We start from the raw sequence: 6,818 nt of genomic DNA on the forward strand, positions 1-6,818 counted from the left end.
AAGTCCTCTCTCCCTTTGGGAGAGAGTTAGAGAGAGGGAAAGTTGAGGCTGTAAATAAAACTAACTCTGCCACTGTCCCAAAGTCACACGATCATTCCCACCATAATCTTTTACAGTACGAACTTCCTTAAAACCCGCACCCTTAAAAATATTGCGAACCGCTTCACCCTGATCATAACCATGCTCAAGGACAATCCAACCATTAACGGCTAACCACTTCTTGCCCTGCTGAATAATATGCTCAATATCCGCCAAGCCATGATTGTCTGCCACCAAAGCACGCTCAGGTTCAGTCGCAAGATTTGCCATGTGCTCATCATCAGCATCAATATAAGGCGGATTCGACACAATCACATCAAAATATTGACGATTTAAAGCCTTAAACCAACTGCCTAAAAAGAACTTCACATGATCCAACTCATGCTTTTCAGCATTATGCAAAGCCACTTCTAAAGTCGGTTCATAAATATCTGTTGCAGTCACTTGCCACTCAGGACGTTCACTAGCCAATGATAAAGCAATAGCACCTGTACCCGTACCCAAATCAACAACACGGCAATCTTCAGGCAATTCAAGTTTTAAAACAGTTTCCACCAAGATTTCAGTATCAGGACGAGGCACTAAAGTATCTTTAGTTACCGTTAAATCAAGCGTCCAAAACGGTTGCGAACCTGTGACATACGCCAAAGGCTCACCTTCAGCAATACGTTTCAAACCATCCACATATTGCTGTTCTTGTTTAACTGTCAGTTCTTGCTCTTTTTTCATCACCAAATCAAAAGAATCAATTTTGGTAATGTGCTCAAGCAACCATGCATTTTCTTGGCGTTCGTAGCTTTCAGGTTCACCACGTAAGGCTAAAGCCTGTGCAATATTCACTTAGCCACCATTTTGCTGTGCAAGCATCGCAAGCTGATCCGCTTGATATTCACGATGTAAACTATCTAACAATTCTGTCAAATCACCTTCCATCACCGCATCCAACTTATATAAAGTTAAATTAATACGGTGATCTGTCATACGACCTTGCGGATAGTTATAAGTACGAATACGTTCAGAACGGTCACCCGATCCGACGAGATCACGGCGCATTTCCGAAGTTGCAGCATCGGCAGCAGCACGTTTAGCATTTTCCAAACGAGAAACTAATAAAGCCATCGCTTTAGCTTTGTTTTTATGCTGTGAACGCTCGTCCTGACATTCCACCACTGTTCCAGTCGGTAAATGAGTAATACGCACTGCCGAATCGGTTTTGTTAATGTGCTGACCACCCGCCCCCGAAGCACGGTAAGTATCAATACGTAATTCTGATGGATTAATTTCAACCGTGGTATCAACATCAATTTCAGGGAGAATCGCCACAGTACATGCTGAAGTATGTACACGACCTTGAGATTCAGTCGCAGGAACACGTTGCACACGATGTGCACCACTTTCAAATTTCAAGCGACCATAGACGCCTTCACCATTAATCAGGCAAATAACTTCTTTATAGCCACCGTGTTCGCCTTCATTTTCAGACAGAATTTCAATACGCCAACCTTGTGTTTCGGCATATTTACTATACATACGATATAAATCACCAGAGAAAATCGCAGCCTCATCACCACCTGTTCCAGCACGGATTTCCAAATAAGCAGAGTTGGCATCATTCGGATCTTTTGGAATCATGAGAATATTTAAATCAGCTTCAAGCTGTTCGATTAAAGCTTTATTCTCTTTAATCTCTTCAACCGCCATTTCTTTGAAATCTGGATCTGCCAGCATCACTTCAGCAGTTTCAATGTCTTCTTCAGCTTGCTTATATTGCTTCCAAACATTGGTAATTTCAGTTAAATCATTATGCTCACGTGACAAATTACGGAAACGCTTATTGTCTGAAATAACTTCTACATCAGCCAATAATGCTTCTAACTCTTCATGTCGATCACAAAGTTGATCTAATCGTAAACGTAACGATTCTTTCATTTTAACTACATTCTCAATCTAAGCCTTAACCAACTTCAATGCCTGATCTACCGTGCATTTCAAAGTCGCTAAGAAAATTCTAAAATTGCGCATAGTTTAACGACTATGACTTTTAAATGACACTGTTATCTCGACAGGAAAATACAAACTTGCGAAATTAACTTTTATATTTCAAGTAAAACCACATTCATGCCCCACATTTTCTTCTCAATTTTCATTTTTGTTTTTAAATTAGCCGTTTAAGTCACATTGTTAATAGAAAACATACATTCAGATACCAAACACTATCAATTAACAGGATCATCTCCACATTTTCAGGAAAAATTTTTGTTACATTTACCTCATCGAAAAGAGAGATAGAGCTGTCCGATTATTCAGGACATGGAGCAACATATGAAATTAAATACATTATTATTGAGTACTGCTTTGACAGTAACTTCATTATTTACAATGAGCGCTCATGCAGACAACTCAACTCGAATTGCCGCTACTTCAGCTTTAGGTAGTGTTGCGGGTACCGCAATTGGTAAACAAATGGGTGGTAACACTGGTGCAATGATTGGTTCAGCAATCGGTGGCGCAGGTGGTGCCGCAGTTTCTACAAATCGTCGTGACCGTACAGCTGCTGCGATTGGTGGTGGTTTAGGTGGTGTTGGTGGTTATACCGTTGGTAAAAATGTTGGTGGAACAACGGGTGGTTATATTGGTGCTGCCGCAGGTGCTGCGGGTGGTTCGGTTCTCGGTAAAAAAGTATCTGAAGACCGCCATTATGATCAACGTAAGTACAATAAAAAGTACTACAAAAAGCATCGTCGTCATAACCACTAAAACGTGGATGATCTGAAAAGCACCTTTGGGTGCTTTTTTCGTTTTAATGTATTCATCTATTTAAAAATTATAAATTTAAAAACCAAAAGTTGCTGCTAAATTCACTTGATGATGAATACCTTTTAGATTGTTGGATGTCTATTATTTACCACACACATATCCGAAGATTAATTGATTTTAGAAAATCGTGAATTAACCAAACAACAAATGAGACCTATTTTTACAATCAAGCTCTATGAGAGTCATAACCACACTGAATGATTTGGAATTATTTACAGCAAAATAGCATAGAGAAATTCATTTTAGAACAATGAAATAAAGCTTTATTTTCTCTATTGCACGCTCATCCACATCAATTTTTAATATTTAAAATAAAGGCATTCTAAATAGAAACATAACATATTGTGAATTATAGACTTATTTAAATTATGAATAAAAATCATAGATGGAAAATACAATCTAGACACAAAATTGTGAAATTGATTACATCCGTATCCATAATTATTGCTATATGTTTCGATATGATCATCTCAAGTTAAATAATTCGAAGAAGCTTCGACACGGAGTTTGAAATGAAAATACAAGCAATATTTGGTGCAGCGGTAATCGCAACAGCAATGATTTCAACTGCTCATGCAGGTAACTCAACCAATACAGCATTGACCTCTGCCCTTGGTGGCGTAGTTGGCGCAGCAATTGGTCAACAAATGGGTGGCTCAACAGGTGCAATGATCGGGTCAGCAATCGGTGGTGGTGTCGGTGCAGGCGCAGCATCAAATAAACGTGACCGTAATAGTGCAATTATCGGTGGTGCTTTAGGTAGTGCAGGTGGTTATACCGTTGGACGTAATGTAACAGGTACATCAACTGGTGGTTATATTGGTGCAGGTCTAGGTGCAGCTGGTGGTGCTTCGCTTGGTAAAAAAGTCAGCGATGACCGACGCTATGATGATCGTTACGGCGATAGATATGATAACCGTTATGATCGATACGATGACCGCTATGACCGCAGCCGTTATGGATACCGTAATACCAATTATCGTTATAATGATCGTGGATACCGTAAAGACAACGGCAACCATTATGGTCAGTACAAAAATCAAAACCGTTGGAAAAACTGGAAAGACTAATTTCTCTGAAATACCAAAAGCACTTTCGAGTGCTTTTTTCATGTCTACGGTAAAACCATTTAAAAAACCAAAATAATAATGACTTAAACACATGGAAACAAAATATCGAAAATTATCGATATACATTTCACATTTCATATCGTATTATTTCGATATATGAATTAAAGAGTTTAAAAATGTCAGTTTCAACAGACAATTCGTTTAACAACACCAAGTTCTCAATACTTGAACTTGCACCTGTCCGTGAAGATCAAAATGCTGAATTCTCCCTTAAACATGCCTTAGAACTTGCGCAGCATGCTGAGCGTTTAGGCTATGACCGACTCTGGTTAGCTGAACATCACAACATGGATGGTATTGCCAGTTCAGCAACAGCAGTTTTATTGGGCTATATCCTTGCCAATACACAAAATATCCGTGTGGGTTCAGGTGGTATTATGCTACCTAATCATGCGCCTTTGGTTGTCGCTGAACAGTTTGGAACTCTCGCCACACTTTACCCAAACCGTATTGAGCTTGGACTAGGGCGTGCGCCTGGTACAGATCCAATGACCATGCGAGCGCTTCGACGTGGTCGCCAAGAAACTGAAGATCAATTTCCACAAGATGTTTTAGAAATTCTGAGTTATTTTGCTGACACTCAACCTAATCAAAGAATTAAAGCCACACCAGGACAAGGTACACATGTCCCTGTATGGTTATTGGGTTCAAGTTTATTTAGCGCGCAGCTTGCAGCAAAATTAGGTCTACCCTATTCATTTGCCTCACACTTTGCGCCAAGAATGCTAGGACAAGCCATTCAACTTTATCGTGATAATTTTGAACCATCGCAATATTTGGACAAACCCTTTGTGTCGATGGGCGTTCCAACTGTAGTGGCACCAACCGATGAAGAAGCACAATATTTAGCGACCAGTGTTTACCAACGGATTCAAGCCTTATTAACAGGACAAAGTTTAAAACTTAAACCACCTGTGGACAGTATGGAGGGGCGTTGGTCTGTTTCCGAAAAAATGGCAGTGCAAAACTTCTTAGGCATGGCACAAATTGGTTCTCCTGAAACAGTAAAAACTGGTCTTGAACAGCTTTTAGAAAAATACCAAGTCGATGAATTTATTTTTACTTGCGATATTTATGACACAAAAAAGCGTTTAGAAAACTTTAGCTTATTGATGGATTTGAAAAAATAATACAGACATAGTCACTTTTCCTCTTTACCAAAATGAGACGCCATGTTTCATTTTGGTTTTTTTAATTAAAAAAATAAAAACGACATCACATTTATTTGATTTTTAGCATAATTTTATAATTCACATCGCTTTATGATTTTTCATCAATAGAGACCAACTTGAAATAAATTGCCATCTCTTTTCAAATCAGCATAATAGATCATATAAAAATCTATAGAAAATCAATAAGAGGCAACCATGAATCAATATATCAACAAACCCACCCCCGCTTTTATTGCCGTGAGTTGGATTGCCTTGCTTGCAGGAGCTGCAGCTTATTGTATTGGCTTATTCAACGCACAAATTCAGTTGAATGAAAAAGGCTACTACCTCATTCTCATTCTTTATGGTTTGTTTTCTGCTGTTTCATTACAGAAAATTGTTCGTGATAAATTAGAAGGTCAGCAAGTGACTGCCATTTATTATGGACTATGTTGGGCTTCGGTCGCGATTTGCATTGTACTTTTAGCTTTAGGGTTATGGAATGCAACCATGACTTTAAGCGAAAAGGGTTTTTATATCATGGCATTTTTATTGAGCTTATTTGGTTCTGTTGCTGTTCAAAAGAATATTCGAGACCTAGAATACTTGCGCACACATAATACTCAAGAATTACCTCATATCACTCAAAACATCGAGTCAAAAGAGATTGAAAATAAAGAAGATGTTTTATAATCTCTAAAATTAAAACGATAATTCACACATTATATGGCGAATTCTATCAATCCAATTTGTATATTTTGGATAGATAGAATTCGTATCAAATCAAATAAACTTTCAAAGTATTTTTCTCAAAATCAATCGTCAATACCAAAAGCTTGAGGATGACTGGCAAGCTTGCACAAACTCAAGCAAAATTTCTGAGTTGGATATATAAGTAAATATGGAACGAACCGCTGTTCATAAATAAAAAAAGGAAAGAATATGCTCGACAGGAACAAGAGCCAAACCGAAGGTTTTTTTCAAAATTTACCTGAGTTTTTTAAATGCTATAAAGGTAAATGTATCGCTTCATCTGAGATCAAAATGACGGACTTTTCAGGATTAAAGGTCGCGATTATTGGTGCTGATCAATTGACAGTTACCCATTTAGATCACATTTTAAATTCAGCTGAATTTGTTAAAGTATTTCAGATCGCCCCTGCCTTTATCTTGCCTCAGACTGAAAAAGGTGTGCAAAAACTGGTTTCACATCCCCTGATTATTAAAAACCGTCGTTTGTTTAATCAGCGAGTTAAATCCATGTTGTCTATTCGTTTTCTAGAATCACAAGTCCAAGAACAATGGTTAAAACGTCAACTCATGCCGAATTCTGCAGCAAAAACCAAAGTATTTTTTAAATCAGATAGCTATTACAAAGCACTACAACGCAATAACTGTCAGTTAATTACTTGGCCCATCGTTAAAATTACAGAAAATGCGATTCAAAGCATGGACGGTGTTGAACATTTTGCAGATTTGATGATTAGCACTTATTAATTCCCCCCAATTCTAAGCGAAGTCTTCTTTGAGACTTCTCTTACCCCCATTTTTTCAATGGTTTTTCTAAGTCCAAAATGGTTCATCACATCAGCAAGCCTTTTCAATCCTGATTCAAAACGATTTAACCGCCTAATTCCTAATTCCTAATTCCTAATTCCTAATTCCTAATTCCTAATTCCTA

Annotated in this window: 7 protein-coding genes; 5 read left to right on the forward strand and 2 right to left on the reverse strand. The window is 38.0% G+C overall.

What is annotated here, in order from left to right; all coding sequences use genetic code 11:
- Nucleotides 1-60: 60 nt before the first annotated feature.
- Together prmC and prfA are read right to left on the reverse strand one after the other, a co-directional pair.
- Nucleotides 61-879: a peptide chain release factor N(5)-glutamine methyltransferase gene (gene prmC / locus EXE10_RS12145; protein ID WP_130113553.1), complete on the reverse strand. Its 819-nt coding sequence runs from the start codon at nucleotides 877-879 to the stop codon at nucleotides 61-63.
- Entirely contained in the window at nucleotides 880-1,968 is a 1,089-nt protein-coding gene (gene prfA / locus EXE10_RS12150) for a peptide chain release factor 1 (protein WP_130113554.1), read from the reverse strand.
- 393 nt (nucleotides 1,969-2,361) lie between these two features.
- On the opposite strand from prfA, the gene EXE10_RS12155 reads away from it, so the two are divergent.
- The 5 genes from EXE10_RS12155 (at nucleotide 2,362) to EXE10_RS12175 (ending at nucleotide 6,634) form a co-directional block, all read left to right on the forward strand.
- The gene (locus EXE10_RS12155) at nucleotides 2,362-2,796 is read left to right on the forward strand and encodes a hypothetical protein (RefSeq protein WP_068976201.1); all 435 of its coding nucleotides are present in this window, start codon (nucleotides 2,362-2,364) and stop codon (nucleotides 2,794-2,796) included.
- 572 nt (nucleotides 2,797-3,368) lie between these two features.
- Nucleotides 3,369-3,926, forward strand: a complete 558-nt coding sequence (locus EXE10_RS12160) for a glycine zipper domain-containing protein (protein ID WP_130113555.1) — start codon at nucleotides 3,369-3,371, stop codon at nucleotides 3,924-3,926.
- Between the two features lie 176 nt (nucleotides 3,927-4,102).
- On the forward strand, nucleotides 4,103-5,116 hold the full coding sequence (locus tag EXE10_RS12165; RefSeq protein WP_130113556.1) for an LLM class flavin-dependent oxidoreductase: 1,014 nt from the start codon (nucleotides 4,103-4,105) through the stop codon (nucleotides 5,114-5,116).
- A 237-nt stretch (nucleotides 5,117-5,353) separates the two neighbouring features.
- Complete coding sequence (gene yiaA / locus EXE10_RS12170) at nucleotides 5,354-5,830, forward strand: inner membrane protein YiaA (protein WP_068976204.1); 477 nt, start codon at nucleotides 5,354-5,356, stop codon at nucleotides 5,828-5,830.
- A gap of 249 nt (nucleotides 5,831-6,079) precedes the next feature.
- Nucleotides 6,080-6,634: a flavoprotein gene (locus tag EXE10_RS12175; protein WP_130113557.1), complete on the forward strand. Its 555-nt coding sequence runs from the start codon at nucleotides 6,080-6,082 to the stop codon at nucleotides 6,632-6,634.
- Nucleotides 6,635-6,818 lie beyond the last annotated feature (184 nt).

Source organism: Acinetobacter sp. WCHAc060033, assembly GCF_004209125.1.
Lineage (GTDB): Bacteria > Pseudomonadota > Gammaproteobacteria > Pseudomonadales > Moraxellaceae > Acinetobacter > Acinetobacter wuhouensis.